At 52.5% G+C, this 22,689-nt stretch carries 22 protein-coding genes; 15 read left to right on the top strand and 7 right to left on the bottom strand.

What is annotated here, in order from left to right:
* Nucleotides 1–13: 13 nt before the first annotated feature.
* Entirely contained in the window at nt 14–562 is a 549-nt protein-coding gene (locus CCE92_RS04255) for a GNAT family N-acetyltransferase (RefSeq protein WP_088006283.1), read from the bottom strand.
* A gap of 562 nt (nt 563–1,124) precedes the next feature.
* Here CCE92_RS04255 and CCE92_RS04250 point away from each other — a divergent pair.
* The 6 genes from CCE92_RS04250 (at nt 1,125) to CCE92_RS04225 (ending at nt 9,224) form a co-directional block, all read left to right on the top strand.
* Nucleotides 1,125–3,920, top strand: a complete 2,796-nt coding sequence (locus CCE92_RS04250; protein WP_088006282.1) for a 2-oxoglutarate dehydrogenase E1 component — start codon at nt 1,125–1,127, stop codon at nt 3,918–3,920.
* An 81-nt stretch (nt 3,921–4,001) separates the two neighbouring features.
* On the top strand, nt 4,002–5,267 hold the full coding sequence (odhB, locus tag CCE92_RS04245) for a 2-oxoglutarate dehydrogenase complex dihydrolipoyllysine-residue succinyltransferase (protein WP_088006281.1): 1,266 nt from the start codon (nt 4,002–4,004) through the stop codon (nt 5,265–5,267).
* 332 nt (nt 5,268–5,599) lie between these two features.
* Entirely contained in the window at nt 5,600–6,190 is a 591-nt protein-coding gene (locus CCE92_RS04240; RefSeq protein ID WP_088006280.1) for a DedA family protein, read from the top strand.
* A 54-nt stretch (nt 6,191–6,244) separates the two neighbouring features.
* Nucleotides 6,245–6,442, top strand: coding sequence for a DUF6501 family protein (locus CCE92_RS04235; RefSeq protein ID WP_088006279.1), 198 nt, complete (start codon nt 6,245–6,247; stop codon nt 6,440–6,442).
* 61 nt (nt 6,443–6,503) lie between these two features.
* A complete protein-coding gene (locus CCE92_RS04230) occupies nt 6,504–7,361 on the top strand; it encodes an ATP-binding protein (protein ID WP_088006278.1) in 858 nt (285 codons plus the stop codon).
* 9 nt (nt 7,362–7,370) lie between these two features.
* The gene (locus CCE92_RS04225) at nt 7,371–9,224 is read left to right on the top strand and encodes a vWA domain-containing protein (RefSeq protein ID WP_088006277.1); all 1,854 of its coding nucleotides are present in this window, start codon (nt 7,371–7,373) and stop codon (nt 9,222–9,224) included.
* 66 nt (nt 9,225–9,290) lie between these two features.
* On the opposite strand, the gene CCE92_RS04220 is transcribed toward CCE92_RS04225, so the two are convergent.
* Entirely contained in the window at nt 9,291–10,469 is a 1,179-nt protein-coding gene (locus tag CCE92_RS04220) for a toxic anion resistance protein (RefSeq protein ID WP_088006276.1), read from the bottom strand.
* Nucleotides 10,447–11,139: a 5-bromo-4-chloroindolyl phosphate hydrolysis family protein gene (locus CCE92_RS04215; protein ID WP_088006275.1), complete on the bottom strand. Its 693-nt coding sequence runs from the start codon at nt 11,137–11,139 to the stop codon at nt 10,447–10,449. Before CCE92_RS04215 ends, CCE92_RS04220 begins: the two co-directional genes overlap by 23 nt.
* A gap of 176 nt (nt 11,140–11,315) precedes the next feature.
* Between CCE92_RS04215 and CCE92_RS04210 the strand changes: the two genes are divergently transcribed.
* The 3 genes from CCE92_RS04210 (at nt 11,316) to CCE92_RS04200 (ending at nt 12,624) form a co-directional block, all read left to right on the top strand.
* Nucleotides 11,316–11,612: a DUF1033 family protein gene (locus CCE92_RS04210; protein WP_088006274.1), complete on the top strand. Its 297-nt coding sequence runs from the start codon at nt 11,316–11,318 to the stop codon at nt 11,610–11,612.
* 204 nt (nt 11,613–11,816) lie between these two features.
* The gene (locus CCE92_RS04205) at nt 11,817–12,017 is read left to right on the top strand and encodes a cold-shock protein (RefSeq protein ID WP_077589397.1); all 201 of its coding nucleotides are present in this window, start codon (nt 11,817–11,819) and stop codon (nt 12,015–12,017) included.
* Between the two features lie 130 nt (nt 12,018–12,147).
* Entirely contained in the window at nt 12,148–12,624 is a 477-nt protein-coding gene (locus CCE92_RS04200; protein WP_088006273.1) for a YkvA family protein, read from the top strand.
* Between the two features lie 51 nt (nt 12,625–12,675).
* On the opposite strand, the gene CCE92_RS04195 is transcribed toward CCE92_RS04200, so the two are convergent.
* From CCE92_RS04195 to msrA, 4 genes are all read right to left on the bottom strand, one after another.
* Nucleotides 12,676–12,954, bottom strand: coding sequence for a hypothetical protein (locus tag CCE92_RS04195; protein WP_144390973.1), 279 nt, complete (start codon nt 12,952–12,954; stop codon nt 12,676–12,678).
* A 3-nt stretch (nt 12,955–12,957) separates the two neighbouring features.
* Nucleotides 12,958–14,559, bottom strand: coding sequence for an ABC-F family ATP-binding cassette domain-containing protein (locus CCE92_RS04190; RefSeq protein WP_088006271.1), 1,602 nt, complete (start codon nt 14,557–14,559; stop codon nt 12,958–12,960).
* 122 nt (nt 14,560–14,681) lie between these two features.
* Nucleotides 14,682–14,915 (bottom strand): protein YuzH, encoded by a 234-nt coding sequence (locus CCE92_RS04185; protein WP_088006270.1) that lies wholly within the window; start codon nt 14,913–14,915, stop codon nt 14,682–14,684.
* A gap of 86 nt (nt 14,916–15,001) precedes the next feature.
* Nucleotides 15,002–15,532 carry a peptide-methionine (S)-S-oxide reductase MsrA gene (msrA, locus tag CCE92_RS04180; RefSeq protein WP_088006269.1) on the bottom strand — a complete coding sequence of 177 codons (531 nt, stop codon included), beginning with the start codon at nt 15,530–15,532 and terminating at the stop codon, nt 15,002–15,004.
* A 137-nt stretch (nt 15,533–15,669) separates the two neighbouring features.
* Between msrA and CCE92_RS04175 the strand changes: the two genes are divergently transcribed.
* The 6 genes from CCE92_RS04175 (at nt 15,670) to CCE92_RS04150 (ending at nt 22,534) form a co-directional block, all read left to right on the top strand.
* Nucleotides 15,670–16,608: an LCP family protein gene (locus tag CCE92_RS04175; protein WP_088006268.1), complete on the top strand. Its 939-nt coding sequence runs from the start codon at nt 15,670–15,672 to the stop codon at nt 16,606–16,608.
* A 17-nt stretch (nt 16,609–16,625) separates the two neighbouring features.
* Nucleotides 16,626–17,813: an AI-2E family transporter gene (locus tag CCE92_RS04170; RefSeq protein ID WP_088006267.1), complete on the top strand. Its 1,188-nt coding sequence runs from the start codon at nt 16,626–16,628 to the stop codon at nt 17,811–17,813.
* A gap of 58 nt (nt 17,814–17,871) precedes the next feature.
* Nucleotides 17,872–18,291 (top strand): sporulation protein, encoded by a 420-nt coding sequence (locus CCE92_RS04165; protein WP_088006266.1) that lies wholly within the window; start codon nt 17,872–17,874, stop codon nt 18,289–18,291.
* A 142-nt stretch (nt 18,292–18,433) separates the two neighbouring features.
* The gene (locus CCE92_RS04160; protein ID WP_088006265.1) at nt 18,434–19,771 is read left to right on the top strand and encodes an MATE family efflux transporter; all 1,338 of its coding nucleotides are present in this window, start codon (nt 18,434–18,436) and stop codon (nt 19,769–19,771) included.
* Between the two features lie 218 nt (nt 19,772–19,989).
* The gene (locus CCE92_RS04155; RefSeq protein WP_088006264.1) at nt 19,990–21,537 is read left to right on the top strand and encodes a collagenase; all 1,548 of its coding nucleotides are present in this window, start codon (nt 19,990–19,992) and stop codon (nt 21,535–21,537) included.
* Between the two features lie 277 nt (nt 21,538–21,814).
* Entirely contained in the window at nt 21,815–22,534 is a 720-nt protein-coding gene (locus CCE92_RS04150; RefSeq protein WP_088006263.1) for a 3-ketoacyl-ACP reductase, read from the top strand.
* Nucleotides 22,535–22,689: the final 155 nt, after the last annotated feature.

Below are 22,689 nucleotides of genomic sequence, written 5' to 3'. Positions count from 1 at the left end.
ACTGTCACCGTTTTTACATGGCCTGCTCGTCTGCTGTATGCGGCTGTTTGGCCTGAGTCATATAGTACAGATCTTTAGGGATCCGGAACAGCTCATAAATATCCCCGTCGGCGTTCAGCTCCTGCAAAAGCTGCGGATGAGTTTCGGAAGCTTCTGCTACATACGGGAGTTTGCGTGCAGCCCGGAGGGATTTGGCATTCACTTTCCGGATCCGGAGAAAGACATTCTGGATATCGTGGACAAAGAATAATTCATCAAGAAACTGCTGTTTCGCCTTCTGGTTATAACCCATTCCCTGGAATGGCTGGCCGATCCAAGTTCCTAAAAATCCTGCACCGTCCTGGATATCAAATAGATTGATGGTGCCGATCGGCATGCCGTAATCATCCAGGATCGTGCGGGAAATCAATTCACCGCGTTCTTCCGCTTCGATTGTCTGTTTTGTGACAAACAAGTACTCCTCAGCGGAGTCCGCTTTTTGCCGGACATAGGGATATACAGCGGGATGGGAAAGTAATTCGAATAGATGACCGCTTTCATGCAGGTCGCGCTTTTTCAGCATAATGCCGCCTCCTGGCCTGGACAGCCGATGACTGTCCTCGAAATTTTTCATTTAGAGTTGCATAAAAAATTCCGGGGTGGGAATCGAACCCACTAGAACCAGTAAAGCTGGTGGCGCACCATTTGCCTTCCCATATGAAATTGTCTGCTCTATTACTATACGGATTTTTCCTTGAATTGCAAAGGTTTTTTTCTCGGGACAGGAACAGGGTGAAGAGAGCGGTGTGTCAGGGTTTGCATCCCTTTTCTGAGGGAATAGTAAGGTCAGCGGCTGCCGTGCCGATCCGGAGTGCGGGAGTGCTTATCCGGACGGGGCGGGAAGAGCGGAAAACGCGGCTCATCCTGTCTTCGCGGAAAAACCCGCCATCCCAGTGGGGCTCGATTTAGAAATTGCAGCAAAAGCATTGTTTTTTTCATGAATAGTAGTAAGATTGATATGGAAAAAAATTATCATCCGACGCTGATTGCCTTCAGCTTTCAGCCGCCGGATGGGCATGATAAAATTTTGAATGGATAACGTGCAAGAAGCGGATGCCGCCTTGCAAAAAGTTGGAGGGTTTGTTATGTCTAACAGTTTTGCCCGAACAGAATCTCCATGGCGTTCCATCTCCGGAGTGAACGCCGGCTACATTATGGAGCAGTATGAGCTTTACCAGGAATCTCCGGATTCAGTTGAACCGGAACTGGCGTCTTTATTCCGGACATACGGCCCGCCGCTGCCTGCCCCACAGCAGGCAGCGGAAGTCCCTGCAGGCAATACCGAAAAAGTGCTTGCGGCTGTCAGACTGGCGGAGTCCATCCGGACATACGGCCATTTGGCGGCGGATATTTACCCGCTCAATGACCACGACCGGGAAACAAGAAGGCTGGACCTCGATGCGTATGGCTTGTCCGAACAGGATCTGCGCGACGTGCCGGCTTCCCTGATTCTGGGGCCAGAATCAGATGCGCGTGACGGTCTGGAAGCGATTGAACAGCTGAAATCCTTCTATACCGGAAAAGCCGCATACGAATTCTCCCAAGTGGCGAACGAAGAAGAACGGAGCTGGATCCAGTCCAAAATCGAATCCGGCGCTGCCCTTCCTTCATTATCTGCGGACGAAAAAAAGGAACTCCTGAACCGGATCACCCATGTGGAAGGCTTCGAAAAATTCATACACCGCACATTCGTCGGTCAGAAACGATTCTCCATCGAAGGGCTGGATACACTTGTGGTCCTCATGGATGAATTGGTGCGTCAAGCAGGCGGATTCGGTGCGAAGAACATGATGATCGGGATGGCACATCGCGGTCGTTTGAACGTGCTTACACATATCCTCCACAAGCCTTACGAGATGATGTTTGCCGATTTCGCCCATGTCCCGAACGACTCGTTCCTTCCTGAAGACGGATCGCTGTCGCTGTCGAAAGGCTGGTACGGCGATGTGAAGTACCACATGGGCGCTTCTTATCAGTCTCCGGATGGCCTGAAGATCAAAATGGCTTATAATCCGTCCCATCTTGAAGTCGTTAGTCCGATCGTCACCGGAAAGACCCGGGCGGCACAGGAAGACACCGGGCAGCTAGGGAAGCCGAAACAGGATACGCAGAAAGCTTTCGCGGTCCTCGTCCATGGAGATGCTGCTTTTCCCGGCCAGGGCATCGTCACAGAAACGATGAACTACAGCGGGGTGGACGCTTACAAAACGGGCGGATCCATCCACATCATCGCCAACAACACGATCGGATTCACGACCGAGCAGTATGACTCGCGCACGACCCGTTACGCTTCGGATCCTGCGAAAGGGTTTGAAATGCCGATCATCCACGTCAATGCGGATGATCCGGAAGCGGTCGTCGCGGTCGCCCGGCTGGCGTTCGAATACCGTCAGAAATTCAATAAGGATATCCTGATCGACCTGATCGGTTATCGCCGGTATGGCCACAACGAAATGGATGAGCCGCTGGTGACGAACCCGCTGATGTACCACAACGTCCATAGCCATCCGACTGTCCGGGAACTCTACGGCAGCCGCCTTGCCGACGCAGGTGTTTTATCAGCGGATGACGTCGACAAAACCGATAAGGAAGTCCTGGCTGAAATGCAGGCCGCTTATGACCGGGTGAAGGAATCAAACCTGGAAGAAGCGAAAAAAGGTGACATTCCGCAGGCTGTCCTCGCAGGATTCCCGGAGACAGATACAGGCGTCGGAGAGGAAACGCTCCGCAAACTGAATGAAGACCTTCTGAACTGGCCGGAAGAATTCTCGCCTTTCAAGAAACTGGCGCGCATCCTGAAACGCCGTGAGGAGCCATTCAACGGAAAAGGGAAAATCGATTGGGCCCATGCGGAAACGCTCGCTTTCGGCACCATCCTGCAGGAAGGCAATCCGATCAGGATGTCCGGGCAGGATACGCAGCGCGGCACATTCGCCCATCGGCATCTCGTACTCCATGATGAAAATACAGGGGAAGAACTGATTCCGCTGCACCACATCGAGGGAGCGGAAGCGTCGTTCTCGGTTTATAACACCCCGCTTACAGAATCGGCTATTCTCGGGTATGAGTATGGCTACAATGTCGAAAACCCGGAAGCGCTGGTCATCTGGGAAGCACAGTACGGAGATTTCGCGAATATGGCGCAAGTGATGTTCGATAACTTCATTTCTTCCGCAAGAGCGAAATGGGGTCAAAAATCCGGGCTCGTCATGCTGCTGCCGCATGCGTATGAAGGGCAAGGGCCGGAACATTCCAGTGCCCGCCTGGAGCGCCATCTGCAGCTGGCAGCGGAAAATAACTGGACAGTGGCCAATCTTTCGAGCGCGGCGAACTATTTCCACATCCTCCGCCGTCAGGCAAAAATGCTGGGCGAGGAATCGATCCGGCCGCTGATCATCGTGACACCGAAGTCGCTTCTGCGCCATCCGCTCGTTTCTTCGGAGCCATCGGAACTGGCAGAGGGCCAATTCCAGACAGTCCTGGAAAATCCGACGACCGGCAAAGACGAAAGCAAAGTGGAACGCCTTCTTTTTGCCAGCGGAAAAATGGCGATCGATCTGGCGGAACGGACAAAGGACGGAGAAGGATTCGACAAACTCCATATCATCCGGATCGAGCAGCTGTATCCGTTCCCGGAAGAGAAAGTGAAAGGGATCCTCGAACGGTTCCCGAAAGTGAAGGAACTGGCCTGGGTTCAGGAAGAGCCGGAAAATATGGGATCCTGGTCATTCGCCGAGCCGTACCTGCGGGAACTCGCCGGCAAGAAAAAAGTGACCTACCATGGCCGCATCCGGCGCTCAAGTCCTGCTGAAGGAGACGGAGAAGCCCACAAAGCCGAACAGGAACGGATCTTGGATTCGGCACTCGGCAAGAAGAAGTAAGGTTATTCCCGGCGGGTTCGCCGGCAGCTGCCGGCGGCCGGACCGGATTCCAGAAAGAAAGACTCAAAGGAGGAACTGATTGTGGCGGAAATCAAAGTGCCTGAACTGGCAGAATCGATTACAGAAGGAACGATAGCACAATGGCTGAAACAGCCCGGCGATACGGTGGAGAAAGGGGAATTCATCGTTGAACTCGAGACGGATAAAGTGAACGTCGAAGTGATTTCCGAAGAGGCCGGTGTGGTCCAGGAACTGCTGGCGGCAGAAGGGGATACTGTGGAAGTCGGGCAAGTGATTGCGGTAGTCGGCGAAGGAAGCGGACAGAAAGCAGCGCCGGCGCCGAAACAGGAAGAGCCGAAACAGGAAGAGCCGAATGCCAAGGCTCAGCAGACGGAGGACAGCCCGGTGGCAGAAACGACGGGCGAACAGCCGTCCGTTTCCGATCCATCCTCGCCGGAAGACCGGATCATCGCAAGCCCGGCGGCACGCAAGCTTGCCCGTGAAAAGGGAATCGATTTGTCTGCCGTGCAGACAGCCGATCCGCTCGGACGAGTCCGTGTCCAGGATGTTGAAGCACATGGTTCACAGCCTGCTCCTCAAGCGAAGCAGGAAGCACCGAAATCTGCCGCCCAACCGCAGCAGGATGACCGGATTGTCCGTGAAAAAATGAGCCGGCGCCGCCAGACGATCGCCAACCGCCTTCTGGAAGTCCGTCAGAACACGGCAATGCTGACGACCTTCAACGAAATCGATATGACGAACATGATGGCGCTCCGGAGCCGCAAAAAAGATGAATTCGTTGAAAAGAATGATGTCAAACTCGGCTTTATGTCGTTCTTCACGAAAGCTGTGACTGCGGCGCTGAAGAAATATCCGAACGTCAATGCCGAAATCGACGGCAACGACCTGCTGCTCAAGAAGTTCTACGATATCGGCATCGCCGTTTCGACGGAAGAAGGCCTGGTCGTTCCGATCGTCCGTGATACGGACCGCAAAAACTTCGCGGAGATCGAGCGTGAAATCGGTGAACTCGCCAAGAAAGCACGCGACAAAAAGCTCCAGCTTTCCGATATGACCGGCGGTTCATTCACGATCACGAACGGCGGCGTCTTCGGATCCCTCATGTCGACACCGATCCTGAACGGTTCGCAGGCCGCGATTCTGGGCATGCACACGATTCAGCACCGCCCGATCGCCATCGACAAAGAAACGATGGAAATCCGTCCGATGATGTATGTGGCCCTGTCATATGACCACCGCATCATTGACGGTAAAGATTCCGTCGGATTCCTGAAAATGGTCAAAGATCTCATCGAGAACCCGGAAGACCTTCTTCTGGAATCGTAATAGACCAAATAAAAGCGGCTGTCCCGAAAGGTCATGAAAATGACCCGAGGGGCGGCCCTTTTTCTATTGTTGAAGAAGCAGCCTCTATTCGATTCGGCGGATGTAAAAAAGCCGGGAAGGAGGTCTGAATTCCTCTGATTACTTTTGTGAATAGCAAAGTTGATTTTGAAGACAGGGCCAATGAGAGCTAACGGAAATGCGAGAAACCTTTCTGCTCATGCGCAAGCTCGTGGCAAAGCTGCTGGCCTGCAGCTTGTGTGGAATCCGATTTTCTTGCGCGGTCCGCCGGTATTTGGCAAAATGATAAAAAGGGAAGAAAGCAGGCGCAGCGTATGGACGTTTCCTACTTAGTGGAGTGGGTGCAGGACTACGGTTATGTCGCAATGTTCCTCTTGAATTGGATCATGCTTCTTGGAGTTCCCCTGCCTGGTGAAACTGTCGCGATCCTGTCGGGTGCTGTCACTGAGACGGGATCATTTTATGCGCCGTTCGCTTTTCTGTGCGCGTATGCCGGCCTTATGACGAGCAATCTGTTTACTTATTATATCGGCCGGCTGTTCGCCGCCCAAGTCCTGGAACGGCTCGAGCGGCCAAAGTTCCGAAACAGCGCGAGGCGGTTCCGGAGTGCTTTCGACCGCTATGGCGGATGGGCTGTTTCTTTCAGCTTCTTCCTTCCGGGATTCCGGATGGTGATGCCTTACGTGACGGGGGCGAACCGTTATCCGCTGAACCGCTATCTCCTGTACGCCGGAACAGCCGGTTTCATCTGGTCGCTTCTTTTTTTCCAGGTCGGCCGGCTGTTTCCCGCCCTGTACGAAGAAATCCTCGGGGAGCTCCAGCGTTTCCTTGTCGTGACCGCCATCACTGTCGCCTTGGCGGGGATCGGGTTTTGCTTCTTCCGTCAGAAACGGCTGTCCCGTTGAAATGGTCCTTCAAATTCCTTATACTGAAGATGGATAAAGGAAAGGGTGAGAACGGTGAATCACTTGGAGTGGCTCGATCGGCCGACGTTACGGACAGTGACCTGCAAGCACACGGATGCGGAAAAATTTCTCGTTTCCAACGTGCTCACAGCCGGAAAAACGTATGAAGTGAAAAACGAAACCGATGAATTCCTGTTTGTGGTCGACAACACCGGGAAAATCGGCGGTTATTACAAAACGTATTTTGACTGAGTCTAAACCGATGAACCATCATCGGTTTTTTCATGTCCGGAATAAAGAAAGAAGGTAAAACATGGAATTGATTGCACAGGAAACAGAGCAGCGCCGCCGGCGGGACCACGGCGCATACAGCCGGCTGATCGGAACGGGCGGCTACATTTCGCCGGATGAGCGGTTATGGACCGATGTGCTGACGGCCGTAGCCCTTCGCCAGCCGGTTTTATTGAAAGGGCCGACGGGTGCCGGGAAAACGAAATTAGCGGAATCGGTATCCTCCGAATTCCAGCAGCCGATGCAGAGCATCAACTCTTCCGTGGATCTGGATGCGGAATCGCTCCTCGGATTCAAGACGCTCATCCAGCAGAACGGGACGAGCGTGATCGATTTCGTGGAAGGGCCAGTCGTCAAGGCAATGAAAGAAGGCCATCTCCTCTATATCGATGAAATCAATATGGCGCGTGCAGAAACGCTGCCGATCCTGCACGGCGTGCTCGATTACCGCCGGATGATGACGAACCCGTTCACAGGGGAAGTGATCAAGGCCCATCCGGACTTCGGGGTTATCGCCGCCATTAACGAAGGATATATCGGGACTTCTCCGATGAATGAGGCTTTGAAGAACCGTTTCGTGGCGGTTCCGGTCCCGTACTTGGGCGGCGGGGAACTGCGCCGCCTCTGGGAACGGGAATTTCCGGATGCGCCGGGTGAATTGAAGAAATTCATGCTGAATCTGGCGGCCGATCTGATGAAGCAAGTCGAAAACGGGTTGTTGTCGGACGAAGCCGCTTCAATCCGGAGTCTCCTGGATGCGACGGCCCTTGCCGTCCACATCGGGCCGGAACGGGCGGTCGGTTACGCCATTGCCGAGAAACTGGACGACGAAAGTGAGCGGCAGCTCGTAAGGGATTTGAGTTCAACTTGGTTAAAGTAGGTGGATATGATGACATCGGTCAACCGCTTCATCCAATTCAATAATGAGATGGTGGATGCGGCCGGTTTGAACCGGCTGGAAGTGCTGGCGCGGGCGCTTGCCGGATCACCGGAGCTGAGTCTCACTACACGGAAGCTCATCGAGTTCCGGGCTTCCGAACAGGCAATCTCCATCAGTGTCTTTTGGAAACACCGGGATCCCGATACAGTGCGGACCGGCCAGCTGTCGGATATCTACCTGCTGGCGGCCGGTTTCTGGAAGCATTTCAGTCTTTCTGCGTGGCGGCGCTTTCTGGAGCGGCCGTCGCCGCTGCCGGAACTCCGGCAGCAGCTTCTGCTTTGCGCTGAGGAATTCCGATTATCCGAAAAACTGAGGAAAGAACGGCCGGGGATGGCACGCGCCTTCAGTCTCCGGGAGTCGGTTTACGCTGATTTCCACCGGCAGCAGCGGACCATCAATGGCAATAAAGGATTTGTTGCCGATGCATTCCTGAATTCGGCGTATTTGGCACTCCGGGGTAGAACGGAGGCCGGCACAGAGATGGACGCCATGCTGTTCAATCAGTGGACTGGTTTATTTGATGCGGCAAGCACGGCGGATTCTGCGCGCATTGTCGACGCCATGATGCCGAGACTCGAGTATTTGGTTGAGGAAGACCTGGTCCATACCTTCTATACGTTCGGTGAATCGGCCGACAAACTGCCGAAACCCCGTGAGCATAAAGGGGCGGAGACGGACGGAGAAATCGAAGAGGAATTGGAGACGGTCGAAGAGTGGTTTCAGGCATGGCACCGCGCCATGGAACTGGAGAACGATACCGCGATGGAATTCGAGCTGGAAGACGGCCAGTCGGGTGAAGCCACAGGCGGCAGGGAAGAAGAAGGCGCTTCTAAGATCCATTTCACCGCCCAAGGAGAGTCCGGCGAAGGGGAGTTCAAGGAAAGCGGCGACCCCCTTGACCGGAAAACGGACGGAAACAAGAAAAAAGCCGGCAAGTCATTCGGCAAAGAAAACGGTCAAGTGGTCTTCGAAGAAAAAAGGATCGAAAGCAACTCCGCCTGGCGGCATGCGGTGCAGGAAACGAGAAGGCTGCAGGAGCCGAACGTGCGGGCAGTCGTAAAAGAATTGCGCAAGCGCATGCGGCAAAAAGAACAGAGCGACCGGAAGAACCTCATGAGCGGCCGGCTCTCCAAGCAAATGACCGGGGTTGTCACCGAAGACCGTCCAAAACCGTTTTATCGGAAATCGGCACCGTCCGGTAAGCTCGACGCAGTGTTCGGTCTGCTCGTCGACGGCTCCGCTTCCATGGCCGATAAGCTGGATGAAACGAAACAGGCGGTGCTCTTGTTCCACGATGTCCTTCGGAAACTGGCGATTTCCCATGAAATCGCATTGTTTTATGAAGATGCATTCGAGGCGGGGGAAGAACAGCAGCCGAATACCTTCGAGTGGATGCACCGTTTTGAAGACGGGTCTGCGGATCACGGGGCCGCCATTTTTTCAATGGAAGCCCATGAAGACAACCGGGACGGATTCGCTATCCGCTGGATGGCGGAAAGAATGAAAAGGCGGCAGGAGAAGCATAAATTCCTTCTGGTGTTTTCCGACGGCGAACCGTCGGCGTACAATTATGCGCAAAACGGGATTACAGATACCGCAGCAGCGGTCAGCGAGGCGAAAAAAGCAGGCATGGAAGTGCTGCACTTGTTTTTGAACATCGATTCGGTCTCAGAAGACCAGTCCGAGCTGTTCAAAGTCATGTACGGCAATAAATCCGTCAGCGCCGGTTCACTTGACCGTTTCACTGACCAGACGGTCCGGCTGCTGAAACGCACGCTCCATCTCGTTGTGCAATCCCAATAGGGACAGAGCGGCGCAAAAAAAGCGGGAGTTTCACGGGGATATACCCATGAAACTCCCGCTTTTATATTATCCCCGATTATCGCGGTTATCTGCGATGGCGAGCAGCCGGTGCTTGAGGTCCTCTTCCATTCTGGCAATTTCAATCTCCGCCGCTTTCCGCTTGGAGCGGCCATCGGCCTGGATTCGGAGCGTTTCTTCAATAGTTTCCAAGAGGTTTTCCTGCGTCTGTTTCAGCGTTTCGATTTCCACGATGCCCCGCTCGTTCTCTTTCGCGGTTTCGATGGAATTCATTTTCAGCATTTCAGAATTCTTAAGAAGCAGGTCATTGGTCGTCGATGTCACTTGCTTTTGCGCTTCCACCGCTTTCGCCTGACGGTTCAAGGTGAGGGCGATGGCGATCTGGTTTTTCCAGAGCGGAATCGACGTCATAATCGATGACTGGATTTTTTCGGCGAGCGTCTGGTTCGTCTGCTGGATCATCCGGATCTGCGGCGCGCTCTGTATCGTGATCTGCCGGGAGAGCTGAAGGTCATGGAGCCGTTTTTCGAGCCGGTCGACAAACTGCGCCATGTCATTCACTTCCTGGTAAGCCATTTGATCTTTCGAGGCTTCGGCTTTCCGCCGGAGCTCCGGAATCACTTCATTCAGGATTTCGTCCCGTTTGATTTCGGCTGCCGCGATATAGACGTTGAGCGCCTGGAAATATGTCTTGTTCTGTTCATAGAGCTGTTCGAGCATCTGGACATCTTCCAGCAGACCCCGCTTCGAATGCTCAAGCTGGATACTGATACGGTCCACTTGTGTGCTGAGCTTCTGGTATTTGGTCATCATTTCCTGAATGGAGACCTTCGCCTTATTGAATAGCTTCCGGATTCCCGTTTTCTTGCTGGCGGACAGTTCTTCCGGGTCCATTTCCTTCAGTTTCCGCATCAGGTCGTGAAGCACATCGCCGACCGGTCCGATGTCTTTTCCTTGGACATGGTCGAGCATTTTGTGCGAGAACTGGGAAAGCTGATTCTGGGCATTCGTGCCGTATGTCAGGATAGCCTCGTAATTGCCGGCAGGAATCTGTTTGGCCAGCGATTGCGCTTTTTCCTGCTCTTCCGGTGACAGGCGGTCCAACAGCGCGACCGGCCTCTCCTGCCCGCGTTCCAGGGCAGGAGAGGCGGCCGGAGACGGCTCCATTCCGAAAGGCGTTTCCAGAAGTGTATCCAAATCGCTTTTATTCTGCTGATTTTGAGTCATCACGCATTTCTCCTTTTTCATTGGATTGATCGGAAAGCGACAGTTCCGGACGTTCTTTCCGGCTCGTGGACAGCTGGGCGTAATCGAGTTCGACACGGAGCTGTTCCATATCATCAGCCAGCACGCGTTTCAAATCCCCTTGTATGGCCTGTGATAATGCGCTGAGCATTTCGCGGGTTTCCTGAAGGGCCAGTTTCATCTCCTTGTCCTTCACAGGCTGACTGGCGAGCAGCGCATATTTCGATGTCAGTTCCAAAGCGGAATCGAGATGGGAATAAAAGAAATCGCCCGCCTGGTAGAACTTCCGCGGATTTTGCTGGATGGAGGAAATGATCTTGTTCGCCGTCCTCGTCATTTCGATCTGCTGCTTGATCACAGTCAGGGAACGGAGACGGAACGACTGATTTTGCAGTTGTGCCACTTTATTCTTCGCTTCTTTGAGCTGTTGTTTAACGGATTTAAATTCCCGGCGGGTCATGCCGAGATGTTTTGAATCATTCGAGACCTGGAGCTGCTTCATCGCACCCGTGGAGGCGATATACGTACCGGCTGCGGCAGCGCCGGACAGCACGAAGCCGATTTCGGCCCCTAAGTAAAGAACCGGGAACATGACAGTCATCAGCGGCAGTCCGACAGTTTGGCGGACAACAAAATTCTCGAACGGTTTCATGCCGGTAACCTCCTCTGGTACCTATTATACGGCTGGATTCAAATAAAAGTTTCACCTTACCGCTATTTTACGCAATTCCAGCCGGATGTACAAAGGGGAAGCGTGAAGCAGATGGGTGGACAGAACCGGGTTTTTTTGGCAGAATGCTCAGTAAGACGAAAAAAGAGGGTTGTTGTATGCACGAAATCATTTATATGAAAGCTTTCTATGAGCCGTGGTGGCAGTTCGATGGCTGGGAAAAGGAAGTCGTGTCCCGCAAATTATTCAGCACAGCGGCGGAAGCGAAATCCTTTTTCATGGAAATGAAAGACGCCTTTGCGGTCCGCTACCCATACCAGTCGGCAAAAGGAGAAGCATTCATTGCGTTCTGGACCGAAGAAGAACAAGTTTTTTGTGAAGCGTGTGACGACGATTTACAGACGTACCATGGCCTGATATGGCTTGTCGATGGAAAACCGGTTCATTTTTCATAAATAAAGTTGTCATTTCTTTGACTTTTCCATTTTAACTGGTATAATGGAGGCAACAACAGAAACAAAGCAAGGCTACCAGAAACACAGCGATTCACGTATTCCAAAAAGTGATCGGTAAGTGACGGTACTTTTTGGAATATGTGAATTTTTTCGTCTAGCAAGAGATTCATGTATTGAACATTTTCATTACGGGAGGTTTTTCACGTGAAAGAAGGAACAGTTAAGTGGTTCAACTCAGAAAAGGGCTTTGGATTCATCGAAGTTGAAGGCGAGGACGATGTATTCGTACACTTCTCCGCTATTCAGAGCGAAGGATTCAAAACACTCGAAGAAGGCCAGCGCGTAGAGTTCGAAGTTGTTGAAGGCAACCGCGGACCTCAGGCTGCAAACGTAGTTAAACTGTAAGTCAAATTGCAGATTCAAGGGCAATCCCGCTGGCGGGGTTGTCCTTTTTTTATTTTCGGCTGTCCGCTCCAGTGTTTGATGAAGACAGGTTTCAGGTATAGTACGAGAAACAGGACAAGGGGGAAGACGGATGACGGACGAACACTTGACAAAGCCGCTGCCGAGCGGACAAGAACAGGAAGACTTTTATCAGAAACTCAGGGAGCGGGTCCAGGAGTGGGGCGAATCGAAAGGGGCACTCAGCAAAGCGCTGCCTTATGTGCTGCTGGCGCCGGACTTGTTCCATCTTTTGATGAAGCTCATGCTCGATGGCCGGATTGATACGAAAAGCAAGGCGCTGATCGGCAGCGGAATTCTCTACTTTTTCGTGCCGCTGGATTTTCTGCCGGAGTTCCTGATCGGTCCGGGCGGCTTTCTCGATGATGTCGTGGTTGCCGCTTTCATCTTGAATACGATTTTGAACACATATCCAAAAGAAATTGTAGAAGAACATTGGGCAGGGAAAGATGAACTGCTCACGACACTGCAGAAAGTGACGGGGAGCGGAAACAAGCTGATATCCAAAATCCCGGCGGGCGGCTTGGCGAGGAAGTTCCTGAAAACTTGAAAATAAACGATGGAATCCCGCATCGAGTGAGGTGCGGGGTTTGTTTTTTGTTTACATAATAAAATTATCGGCATTTAATTCTTTTTTGAAGCAGATGGCAGGGATAGGATGGAGCCGAACGCGCATAAATCGCGCCGAACGCGCATAAATCCGGCTGAACGCGCATAAATCGCGCTGAACGCGCATAAATTCGGCTGAACGCGCATAAATCCCGCCGAACGCGCATAAATCCCGCTGAACGCGCATAAATCCTGCCACAACTAAACTCTCTTCCAGCGAGAAACCTAGCAAAACAAAAACCTCCGGCACATCGCCGGAGGTTCGTTCCATCTATTAAACCGTTTGTGCGTCTTTCCACTCGAGGTATTCATCGTACGTCATCTGCTTATCGGTGATCGATCCGTCTTCATGGATTTCGATGATCCGGTTCGCGATCGTTTGGATGAATTGATGATCCTGGGAAGTGAAAACGAGTGCGCCTTTAAAGGCGATCAGCCCGTTGTTCAGTGCCTGGATGCTTTCAAGGTCGAGGTGGTTCGTCGGTTCATCCATCAACAGGACGTTCGCATTCGACAGCATCATGCGTGACAGCATGCAGCGGACTTTCTCGCCTCCGGACAGGACCGCCGGGCTCTTTTTGACTTCTTCACCCGAGAACAGCATGCGGCCGAGGAATCCACGCAGGAATGTTTCGCTCTCGTCTTCCGGCGAGTACTGGCGCAGCCAGTCGACGAGGGATTTTTCATTCCCTTCGAAATACGCCGCATTATCGATCGGCAAGTATGCGCGTGTGGTGGTCACGCCCCAGCGGATGGAGCCTTCTTTCGGTTCGTCTTCCTCGGCGAGAATACGGAGCAGCGCCGATTTGGCGATCGGATCGCCGAGCAGGACGATTTTATCATCTTTATTCATATTGAATTTGATGTCGCTGAACAGCGTCTGCCCGTCGATTTCCTGGGCCAGCCCTTGGGCGACAAGCACATCGTTGCCGATTTCACGGCCCATCTGGAAATTGATGTACGGGTACTTCCGGGATGATGGCTTGATGTCATCAAGTTCGATTTTATCCAGCATTTTTTTCCGTGAAGTCGCCTGCTTCGATTTGGAAGCATTCGCTGAGAAACGCGCGATGAACGCCTGCAGTTCTTTGATCTTTTCTTCCTTTTTCCGGTTTTGATCAGATGCCATTTTCTGGGCGAGCTGTGAAGATTCATACCAGAAATCGTAGTTCCCGACATACAGCTGGATTTTGCTGAAATCGAGGTCCGCGATGTGGGTGCAGACTTTATTCAGGAAATAACGGTCGTGGGAAACGACGATGACGGTGTTTTCGAAGTTGATCAGGAACTCTTCGAGCCAGCGGATCGCCTGCAGGTCCAAATGGTTCGTCGGCTCGTCGAGAAGCAGGACATCGGGCTTGCCGAACAGCGCCTGTGCGAGGAGCACTTTCACTTTGTCGGATCCCGATAGGTCCGCCATCTTCTTCTGGTGCAGCTCGTCCGGGATGCCGAGGCCCTGCAGGAGGATCGCCGCTTCCGATTCGGCTTCCCAGCCGTTCATTTCCGCGAATTCACCTTCCAGCTCGGCGGCGCGCATGCCGTCCTCATCCGAAAAATCCTCTTTCATGTAGATGGCGTTTTTTTCCTGCATCACTTCGTACAGCCGCTTATGGCCCATCATGACCGTATCGAGGACCGCATATTCCTCGTATTGGAAGTGATCTTGCTTCAGGACAGCCAGACGGTCGTCCGGCCCCATGGATATATTGCCGGTCTGCGGCTCGAGTTCGCCGGACAGGATTTTCAGGAACGTGGACTTGCCGGCCCCGTTCGCGCCGATGAGCCCGTAGCAGTTCCCTTCCGTGAATTTTATATTGACGTCTTCGAACAGTTTGCGGTCACCGAACCGAAGACTGACGTTGCTTGCTTGCAGCATGATTGTACCTCCTTAATTTCACAATACGAGTAGTATACCATGAATAAGCCGTCAGGGCACGGGACACAGCCGGACCCGGAGCTGCCGGAAAAAAGCCTTCCGCATAGAGAGGGAAGGCCGGTTCATCTGAATTTCCGCTGCCTGTACGCATCACGCAGGCCAAGCTCTTTGTTGAGCAAATACTCCATTTGCACATACTCTTTTCTCCCGGGCAAATGGTCCTTCGTCAAGCCTTTCATCGAATAAATGAAGTAATAGCTTCCGATCTGGCGAAACAGCACCGTCACGTGCGGATACACATCGAATATCGCCTTGATCTGGTAGCGTCTCGTATATGACCACGTTTCAAGCCTCATTCCGGAACCGCCTTTCTGAGGCTAGTCTATGCGAAAAGCGGGGCGAACGCAAGTTCCGGCTCCGGACAACAGAAAACGCGACGCTCTTATGCGTCGCGCTTCTGCCAGTTCGCTGCAATGAATTCATCCCTGCCGGATTGCGCACGATCTTCCGTGTAGGCATCAGGGCTTTTTTTATAGAAATCCTGATGGTAATCCTCTGCGGGATAAAACGTGACGGCATCCAGAATTTCTGTCACGATCGGCCGGGAGAACCGTCCGCTTTCACTGAGTGCCCGTCTTGATTGTTCCGCAAGTTCACGCTGCTGTCCGTTATGGACGAAAATCGCCGCCCGGTATTGGCTGCCCCGGTCCTGGAACTGCCCGCCATCATCTGTCGGATCGATCTGCGGCCAAAAAATGTCCAGCAGATCCCGGTAGGGGAACACATCCGGATCGAACGTGATTTCCACCGCTTCATAGTGGCCGGTCGTGCCTGTCTTGACCTCTTCATAAGTCGGATTCGGCACATGACCGCCGGTGTAGCCGGAGACGACTTTCTCGATGCCTTCATATGAATCGAACGGTTTGACCATACACCAGAAACAGCCGCCCGCGAATGTCGCTTTCTCGCTCATATCCCTCTGCTCCTCTCGTTTCATAAAGAGGATTTTATCACCAAAGCCGGTTGTTCCGCAATGAAATTCGATTATAATTGGAACAGGAACTTCCGCGCGCGGCATTGCGTCCCATAAAGCGGGAGGGAAGGGGTTTTATGATGGAACAAGAATTCGAATCACGGAGCGAAAGGCGCAGACGGCGAAAGTTCCGCTGGGGCCGGCTGTTTTTCCTGCTCCTGATCGTCACGCTGATCGTGACAGCTTACAGCTCGTTCCAGTACTGGAACGGGTACCATGCGACCGCAGCAGGCGGTACGGCAACTATGGAGTTCACCGGTGATCCCGTGACGGGGACGACCGAAAATATCCTGCTTCTCGGGTCTGATGCCCGCGGTGAAGAGAATGCACGGACCGATACAATTATGATTGCTTCATGGAATAAAGAGACGAATGACATCAAACTGATATCGCTCATGCGGGACATTTATGCGGATATTCCGGGTTATGAAGATTACAAGCTGAATACCGCGTATTACCTTGGCGGAGCGGATCTGCTGAAAGAAACGATCAGCGGGATGTTCGGCCTCGAGATCCACCATGCCGCCATCATCGATTTTCAGAGTTTCGAAAAATTGACCGATATCGCGGCGCCAGGCGGGGTGGAAATCAATGTCGAAAAGCCGATGTCCGAAAAGATCGGTGTAACGCTGGAACCTGGCGTGCAGAAGCTGTCAGGGAAAGAATTGCTCGGCTACGCCCGGTTCCGTGCGGATGAGAACGGTGATTTCGGCCGGGTGGAACGGCAGCAGCAAGTCATTGCGGCGCTTAAAGACGAACTGACGTCGCCACTCGCCGTTCTGCGGTATCCGAAGCTCGCCGGCGCTGTACAGGGAGCGATCGAGACGGATATGTCTGCTGCCGGCCAAGTGGAAAAAGCGCTCCGCTTCGCGCTGTTCGGCAATAAAGAAATCGGACGGCTGACGGTCCCGGTCGAAGGCTCTTACACTTTCGCATCTTATCCGCAAGCAGGATCTGTCCTGGAAATCGACCTGGAAGCGAACCGCCGGGCAATCGAGCAATTTCTGAGTGAATGACAGAAAGGGATGCAGCTATGAGACCGGAAAGACCTTCGTTTTTTGCCACAAAGTTCATCCGGTTCCTCGGAGGGCGGGATACGCTGTTCGCTATGGTCCTGCTCGTCCTCCTCGGACTGGTCATTTTCATTTTCAATGAAGTATCGTTCGTTTTCGATCCGCTTTTCATTTTCCTGGAGACCATTGTGCTCCCGGCCGTCATTTCGCTTGTCCTGTATTACCTGCTCCGTCCGGTCCTCCGGCTCTTCGAGAAGTGGCGGATTCCCCGCCTTTGGGGAATCCTGCTGATTTTTCTTGGGTTTTCCGGTCTGTTGGTGCTCCTGATCATTCTAGTGTTTCCGTTCCTGAGAGACCAGCTGCTCAATTTCGCGGAAGAATTCCCGGTCCTGTTCATGGAACTGCTCGCCGGTCTGGACACCTTCCTTGGTGAGTCGGTCATCGGCGCTTATTATACCGGATCGGGCCTTGATATCGACCGGCTGATCGCGACACTGCCGGAAAACATCGGTGATATGCTGCAGGAAACGGTGACCGGGCTGATCACCGGGGTGACAGGATTCATTTCGACGGTGACGAGCTTTATCATTTCCATTGTAATCGTGCCGTTTGTGTTGTTTTATTTGCTCAAGGATGGCGAGAAACTGCCGGAATTCATTCTCCATCTGCTGCCGCCGAGGTTCCGGCCAGGTCTGCGGTCCGTATTTTCGGAAGCGAACAAACAGCTAAGCGGCTACATACAAGGACAGCTTCTTGTGGCATTCTTCATCGGTGTGATGGCCACGATCGGCTTTTTGGTCATCGGACTGGATTATGCGCTCCTCCTCGGGTCCATCGCCATGGTGACCAGCATCATCCCTTATCTGGGGCCGGTCATCGGGATCACGCCTGCGGCAATCGTCGCGCTTGTCGTTTCCCCGTTCATGCTTGTCAAAGTGCTGGTGGTTTGGACAGTCATTCAGCTCGTCGAAGGGAACCTCATTTCCCCGCAAGTCATGGGGAAGCGGCTTTATATCCACCCTGTGACCATCATTTTCGTCCTTTTGACTGCGGGCGCTCTATTCGGCTTCGTCGGCGTCCTTCTCGGTGTGCCGATCTACGCGTTACTGCGTGTCGTCGTCGCTCATCTGTTCCTCCTGTTCAAGGCACGGTACAACGCGTTCGAACCGAAGGAAGAGAAGCGGTATGAGGAACGGCACCTCGGCTGACGGTTTAAAACGGGTGCTCGGGTGGTACACTATCTGTACATCAAAGGGAGGAAATAACATGGTTTTCAGGAAGTTCTTATCATCGATCGGGATCGGGACACTCACCGTCGATACGGTCGTCGAAACGCCGGATATTTCGGAAGGCGGCACACTGATCGGCGACATCTACATTGAAGACAACGAACACGGTCAGGAAATCGAATACATCGAACTGATCGTGCTGAAGCGGAAAGAGCGGTACAGCGAATACAGTGATTTTGAAGTAGTGGATAAAATCGTCACGAAACAGTCGCTGGAGGTGGCGGCTGGCTTCGTATCAAAAAATACACACATCCTCGAATTCCAGATGGAACCGGATGAGCGGTGGCAGACGGAGGGGGATGAAAAGCTCATTCTTAAAACAGTGGTCCACATCCTGAATGGGGTGGACGTTTCGGATGAAGATGAAATTACGTATGAACCTGAAGATGATTATTGAAGGGAGCCGGCGGTTGACGCCGGTTTTTAATTTAAAAAAGTAATGAATTACAAAAGGTTTTTTTAAAAAACAAACACGTTAACAAAACGCAATCGGTGGGTATGGTATTATTCGGAGAACGAAACAGTTTGGAGGCGATGACTTGGCGGCTCAGCATGACTTCACCGAAGGGGATTTGTTCAAACAGCTGCTGTGGTTTTCAGGGCCGATTATCCTGACGAACCTGCTGCAGATCTCATATCAGTTTATCGACAGCCTGTGGGTCGGCAATTTGATCGGTCCTGCTGCGCTCGGTGCGGTCTCACTGTCCGGAACGGTCATGTTCACTGTGCTGTCGTTCATCATCGGATTGAACAATGCCGCACTGACGATCCTTTCCCAGCAGAAAGGGAGGAGCAGCGAAGAAGGGCTCAGGCGTTATTTGAATGCATTCGTCGTCATGATGATCGTTTTGTCGTTGACACTCGGTGCGATCGGTTTTCTCCTGACAGAAGAAATTCTCCTGCTTTTAGGGACGCCTGAGGAAATGATGCCGCTTGCCGTATCCTACTTGAAGATCAACTTTATCGGGATTTTGTTTTTGTTCGGCTATAATTTCATCGGCACAGTGCTCCGCGCCGTTGGGGATTCCAAGACACCGCTGTATTTTGTTCTGGTTGCGACCGTTTTGAACGCGTTCCTCGATCCCTTATTCATTTCCGTTTTCGGGCTCGGCATCGAAGGGGTGGCAGTGGCGACCATCTTTTCACAGGGAATCGCTTTCCTTACCGGCCTGATCTATACATTGCGGAAGGATTTAGCGCCTTTCACCGCGCCAAGCATCCCTTCCCGGAAAGAAGTGACCGAAATTTCGAAGCTTGGGATTCCGGCCGGCTTGCAGATGAGTGTCATTGCAGCCGGCGTCACGGCGATCATGAGCGTAGTCGCCTCTTTCGGAACCGCTGTCGTAGCGGGCTATGGGGCGGCCCTCCGGCTCGATTCGCTCATTATGCTGCCGGCGATGGCGCTCGGTACAGCCGTCAACAGCATGGCAGGACAGAACATCGGGGCGGACAAATGGCGGCGCGTCCACCGGATCACGGTTTATGGGCTGCTGCTGAATTTCACTGTCATGGCCGCTATCGCCTGTCTGATCGTCCTTTTCGGCCGTTACGGAATCCGTCTCTTTCTGGACGAAGGACCGGCTTTCGCATTCGGGACGGATTATTTGACGACCATCGCATTTTTTTATCCGTTCCTCGGCATCAATTTCATCCTGAACGGAACAGTCCGGGCAGCCGGTGCCATGCTGCAGGTGCTCGTCCTTAACATCATTTCGTTCTGGGTCCTTCGGTATCCGGTCACCTACTTGTTTGCTGAATTATTCGGTTCGGAAGGGATTGCTTATGGAATCGGCACGAGTTTCGTCATCAGCAGCGCGGTGGCTTTCTGTTACTACCGGTTCGGCAAGTGGAAGGAATTGGAGGCGGTCACCGTTTGATCGGTTTCGTTCCTGTGCCGGATCCTGTCCCGTGTTTTTCAGCAGTTATAGAAAGAATCAGCAGCTTGAAGACAGTAAGAGATTTTTCCGTCCTAATCACGCTGCCAAAGGTGCTTTTTTCGCGGGCGAGCGACTGATAATAGGGCCATTGACACATTCCCTTCCGCTTGCCCGGTGCTATAATGAAACAACTTTTAACAGAAATGGCGGAGAATCGGTTGGCGATAATTAAAAAGTTCTTGTTGTTCCTTCTGCTGCTATCAGTTTTGTCTGTCACGGCATTCGGACTGGTTTTCAATCAGAATTTGGCTGGCGGCCTGATCGCATCCGGAATCATTTGTGTTTTTTCCCTCGTTCTGTTCGGCATCAGCTGCTGGGGGATTGGCCGCGGCGGGCTTCCGGAGCTCCGGCTCAAAAACCGGCTGGAAACAGTCGGACTTCTGATGTTCTCTCTGTACCTCGGCCTTATCGCAGGAATGATCGGCGCTGCCAATACTGCAGCTGAATTCATGAATGAAGGGGATCTCCATGCAGGAGATAAGCTGCTGTTGGTTGCACGGGATGTGCTGAAGCTCCCGATCCATGAAAAACGGATAACTCAAGAACTGAATGGTGTCCTTTATTTATTCCCGGCTGAAAGCAGAGAGGATGTCGCTAAATTCGATGCTCTTCTTCAGGCGGAACAAGACCGGCTGGAGTCGTTTTTCGGACTTGATGGGACCGATCCGCTTACAGTTGTGTTCCATGAAGACTATGAATCCTTGGAAGCCGAATCGATGATTCCGGATCCAGCGGGCTATTATGATTTCTACAGTCAATCCATCCATCTCGTACCGGATGATCCAGAGTGGGAATTGATTTTCCTCCATGAATATACGCATTTCCTGAGCCATGAATATTCGCAGGAGCAGAACATGTCGGCGACCCGGCTGCCGCAGTGGTTCGAAGAAGGAATAGCTGATTATTTCGGCGGGGAAAGCACCTACTGGATTGATCCGGCTTCGTTTGGAGCGATCGATTTCTATACACTGGATTCCTACTCGGGATTCCATGAATCCGCTTCCTATTCATTTGATCCTTACGTACAAGGTTTCCTTGCGGTGAACTCGATTGCAGACGATCATGGGGAAGCAGCGCTCCAGCAGCTTTTAGCTTCAGAGTCACCGATTTCATTTTACGAGGAGATGGAGTCGATCACCGGGAAGGACATCGAGGCGTTCCGGAAAACGTTCCTGGAAGATGAAATCGAGGCCGCCGCCGTCATAGCGGATCTGTTCGAGGAAGCCTATGACGCATTCGATAGGGAGCAGTTTGCAGATGCGAAGCTTCCGCTCGAAGAGATTGTCCGGACAGGCGGGAAATACGATGCAGACCAGGCACTCTGGATGCTCACGGATGTTCACTTGGAGCTGGGAGAGACAGGGGAAGCGGTCCGGCTCCTCGAGACCAAACTCGAAACAGGCGACAGCGAGTTCCGTACGGACGATTTGCTGCTGCTTGCGGAAGTTTATCTGCTGACCGATCCGGCTGAATCGCTTGAAATCGTAAAGAAGGTGAAAGAAGAGACGGGTGCGGAGACAGCGGATGATATGGGGGGGTACTACTACATGGATCCCGATTCGCTGATTAAAGCATATGGGATGATCAATTCCGGTCAAGAAGCAGAAGGATATACACTGCTGTTTGAAGAGGGCTTGCTCATGAATACAGTCATTTGGGAAAAACTCGAAGAACAGCTGAAGAAAAAATACCCGAATGAATTTTGAGACGGGACGCCTTTCCATCATGGAGAGGCGTTTTTAGTTTTTTCTGAACGGCAGCAGCGCTGGATTTAAAGAAGGGAACTCGTTTTTGAGTGACAGTGACTAGCAGACCGCTCCTTTCAATCCGGTGTCGTGAAGAGGATAAACGTCTGCATGGCAGTGAAGGCAGAGAACTTCTTTCCAGTTGACCCTTTCAGAACCGACTTTCTGTAAAATAATTCTTAAGGCGGGTAGAATTAAATAGGAATCATCTTAATTCAAGCGAAAGGCGGGAAGCGGATTGACACAATCATTAAATGGAAAAACAGCCATCATCACCGGGGCGGGCAGAGGAATCGGGCGTGCAGCAGCTCTGGCGTTATCTGAAGAAGGCGTCAGTGTCGGGCTCATAGCCCGGACGGCAGCCGATCTGGAAAAAGTGGCTGGGGAAATCAAAAATGCGGGAGGAAAGGCGGCTTTCGCCACCGCTGATATATCGTCACTCGAAGAAGTGGAATCGGCAGTCCGGAAGCTGACGGATGAACTTGGAACAGCCGATATTTTGATCAATAATGCTGCAACAAGTGCGTACGGACCATTTCTTGAAATCGATCCGGCAGACTGGCGGAAAGTGCTCGATGTCAATTTAACAGGCGCATTCTATGTGACACGCACGGTACTGCCGCAGCTGATCGATAAAAACGGCGGGGACATCATCAATGTTTCCTCGTCATCCGGTCTCCGGGGCACGGAAGGTTCCAGCGCGTACAGCGCTTCGAAATTCGGACTGCTCGGCATGACAGAAGCACTGATGCAGGAAGTTAGAAAGCACAATATCCGTGTGTTCGCGCTTACCCCAAGCCGTGTCATCACCGGGTTCAGTTCGTCTCCTGAACCTGAAAACAGCAAAGAGAAATTCATGCAGCCGGAAGACATTGCGGATTATATGGTCGCCCAGCTGAAACTGCACCCGCGAATTTTCATCCCGACATCCAGCCAGTGGGCGACCAACCCGTTCTAAGGGAATGAAAAAAGCTTCGGCGGCCGCCGAAGCTTTTTTTAATGGATGAGGACATGCAGGAATGTTACGATCAGGGTTCCGGCTGCAAAGAACCAGTAGTTCGACGCCCTCGTCGCTTTCACTTCTTCTTTGAACGTATTGAGGATCAAACCGCC

Source organism: Indiicoccus explosivorum (genome assembly GCF_002167005.1).
GTDB lineage: Bacteria > Bacillota > Bacilli > Bacillales_A > Planococcaceae > Indiicoccus > Indiicoccus explosivorum.
The sequence above is the reverse complement of the archived record's forward strand: the minus strand, read 5'-3'. Positions and strand labels throughout refer to the sequence as shown.